Source organism: Bacillus sp. JJ1764, from assembly GCF_036962145.1.
Classification (GTDB): Bacteria; Bacillota; Bacilli; order Bacillales; family Cytobacillaceae; genus Neobacillus.
Genome location: NZ_JBALNY010000158.1, coordinates 1 through 2943 on the forward strand (window position 1 = coordinate 1; position 2943 = coordinate 2943).

Annotated in this window: 4 protein-coding genes; all 4 read right to left on the reverse strand. The window is 41.9% G+C overall.

Translation table 11 applies throughout. The annotated features are described in order from the left end of the window. The coding region (locus V7083_RS19585) for an ABC transporter ATP-binding protein (protein ID WP_335481072.1) at nucleotides 1–563 on the reverse strand (563 nt) is incomplete at its 3' end. 80 nt (nucleotides 564–643) lie between these two features. Next, nucleotides 644–1318 (reverse strand): ABC transporter permease, encoded by a 675-nt coding sequence (locus tag V7083_RS19590; protein WP_335481074.1) that lies wholly within the window; start codon nucleotides 1316–1318, stop codon nucleotides 644–646. Nucleotides 1319–1320: 2 nt separating this feature from the next. Then, nucleotides 1321–2253 carry an ABC transporter permease gene (locus tag V7083_RS19595; protein WP_335481076.1) on the reverse strand — a complete coding sequence of 311 codons (933 nt, stop codon included), beginning with the start codon at nucleotides 2251–2253 and terminating at the stop codon, nucleotides 1321–1323. A gap of 35 nt (nucleotides 2254–2288) precedes the next feature. Then, nucleotides 2289–2943: ABC transporter substrate-binding protein (locus V7083_RS19600; RefSeq protein ID WP_335481078.1), on the reverse strand; the 655-nt coding region annotated here is incomplete at its 5' end.

Here is a 2943-nt window from a genome sequence, read left to right on the forward strand (position 1 = left end):
AAGGTAATTTCTAATTTTCGCTGTAAATGCTTCAGTTCGATTTGCATTTGTTTGCGCAACTTCAAGTCCAGTGCACCTAAAGGCTCATCCAATAGCAGAACCTTTGGATTATTCACTAACGCCCGGGCTACAGCAACACGTTGCTGTTGTCCGCCGCTCAGTTGACGAGGTTTCCGGTCTCCGAAGGAATCCAGCTGCACGAGGCGCAGTGCTTCCTTCACTCTAGCAGCTTGTTCCGATTTCGGAACACCCTTCATTTTTAAGCCATAGGCGATATTCTCATTAATGGTCATATGCGGGAATAAAGCATAGTTTTGGAAAACCGTATTCACATCCCTTTTATAAGGAGGAATTCCGGAAACCGGTTTACCATCAATCCAAATTTCTCCCGAATCAGGCTCTTCAAAGCCGGCAATCATCCTTAAAGTCGTTGTTTTACCGCAGCCGCTTGGACCTAGCATCGTCAAAAACTCGCCGCGCTGAACGTTAAGGTTAATCCCTTTCACAATGAGCTCGTTACTATAGCTTTTTTCTACATGTTGAATGTCTACGATCTGTTCCAATCTCACCTCTCCTTTCTACTAGTCTACTTTTCGATCAAAAAACGTAAACAGGACAATCATCGTAACTGAGAATAAAAAGATCAGGGTTGAAATCGCATTGACCTCAGGTGTGATCCCTTTCCGCAGCATTGACCNNCATCAAAAGATAAAGTAAATGATAATAAAGAGGCACCAATGACGGCCGTTTTAATATTTGGCAGGGTTACATAAAAGAACGTTTTCAGCCTGGTTGCCCCTAAATCCATCGAAGCCTCTTCAATCGCCCGATCCATTCGTTTTAACCGTGCGTACACCTGTGTCATCACTACAGCAATTAGGAAGGTTCCATGACCTATGAAAATGGTGGTAAGTGATAATTCGACTTTCATCATCACAAAGACACTCATCATCGCCACACCAGTGATAATCCCCGGTAAAATCATCGGCAGTAAAACGATCCGTTCAAATGCCGTTTTTCCGGGAAAATGAAATCGGTCCACCACAAATGCAGCAGGGATTCCCAGCAGCAAACCGATCATCGTTCCAAATATGGCAACTAGCAAACTATTTTTCAAGGATGCCAAAAGTAAGCTATCTTGAAACATGACACTGTACCATTTCGTAGACCAGCTTTCAATCGGAAAACTGTTAACGGCATTTCCGTTAAAAGAATAAACTACGACGACAATCATCGGCAGATAAATGAACAAAAAGATTAACATGGCTGTCAGTTTTAATCCTGATGACAGCCAATCAATACGTGATGTTTTTCCCATCTTTAGCCCCCCTTTGTTTCTTCGGCATTCTCAAAACTGGAGGCCTTTTTTTCCAGACGATGGGTTATTTCCAAAATTAATAGCACTAAGACTAATGTAACAATGCCAATTGTGGAACCAAGCGGCCAGTTGTTGGCTACTCCAAATAAGCTGTACACGACATTTGAAATCATCATACTGCTAGTTCCGCCGAGTAATTGCGGTGCTAAAAAGTCACCCATGGTTAGAACAAACGCAAAGGTTGCTCCGGCAATAACGCCAGGCAGACTTAACGGTAAAATAATCTTAAAAAACGTCCGAAATCTTCCGGCTCCGAGATCCTTCGAAGCCTCCTGAAGATTTCTGGGAATATGCTCAAGCGACGTATAGATCGACATTAGTACCCATGGTGTATAGATATGGGTCAACGCAAGGACAACCGCATAGGGGCTGTAAAGAAAGATTTCCAGTGGTTTGTCTATCAGCCCCAGGCTCATTAACAGATTATTTAGGATCCCTTCCTGCCCCAACACAATTTTCCAGGCATAAGCCCGCACAAGATAACTAACCCAAAGTGGAATAATAACCAGCGTATACATAAGCTGCTTATGTTTTTTGACTTTAAAATTTATATAATAAGCAAGCGGGTAGCTGAGCAGAACACTGAAAATGGTCACGAGTGAGGCAATTTTCAGCGTTTTCAACAGCGTTCCATAATACAATTCATTGGTAAAAAACTTCGTATAATTATCCAAGGTAAATTCACGGACAATGGTTCCAAAATCCACCTTCCAAAAACTGTTCAAGAAGAGGGTGAAATAGGGAGCAAAAAGGAAGACAGTCAACCAGATTAATGGTGGGATTAACAGTAATAATAATCTGGGGTTGAACTGCCGGCGCTTCTTTTTTGGTTTGATCGTTGTCTGCTTCACCTGTGTAGAAACATTCACGGACATGTACTCAGCCCTCCTTTCTTATGCATTTCCTGTGTCTATTGGGCTTTCACTTCATTCCAAATTTCGTTGTATTTATTTCGGTCTTTTACGATTTGCCAGAAGTTGATTTTTTGCATGTAATTTTCCATATCGTCAATATGAATCGCTTGGGCTTGCTCAGGAGACATGAATTTTGCAGCATCTTTATTGGCTACACCATACCCGGTCGCATCGCTAACCAGTTTCTGCGTTTCCGCTTCCGTCACATAATTAATATATTTCTCGGCTAATTCTTTATTTGGCGATGATTTTACTACCATCAGACGGTCAATCCAGCCCGTGATTCCTTCTTTCGGAATCACTTCTTTCAAATTACGTCCCGTGGCATTAACAGTTGTTGGTGTCAACGGCCAACCCACTGCCAATACAATCTCTTTATTGGCAAACAAATCATTGAGTTCTCCGCCTGTTGCCCAATATTTACGGATTTGAGGCTTTAGTTGGATTAATTTCTTCTTGGCATCTTCAAGCTGTTTATCTGTCATATTGTACAAAGCAGAAGGATCGTCCTTATCCAACCCTTTCATTTGTCCAACCAAGTAGATATTGGAGATATCATCCCAAATGGAAACCTTCCCTTTATATTTTGGATCCCAGAAAATTTCCCAGCTGTCCGGCTCCTCTTTAATCACATCGGCATCATAAATAAGT

Excerpts from the sequence above, each read along its gene's own strand:
- V7083_RS19595 (WP_335481076.1), bottom strand. The coding sequence starts at position 2,253 with ATGTCCGTGAATGTTTCTACACAGGTGAAGCAGACAACGATCAAACCA.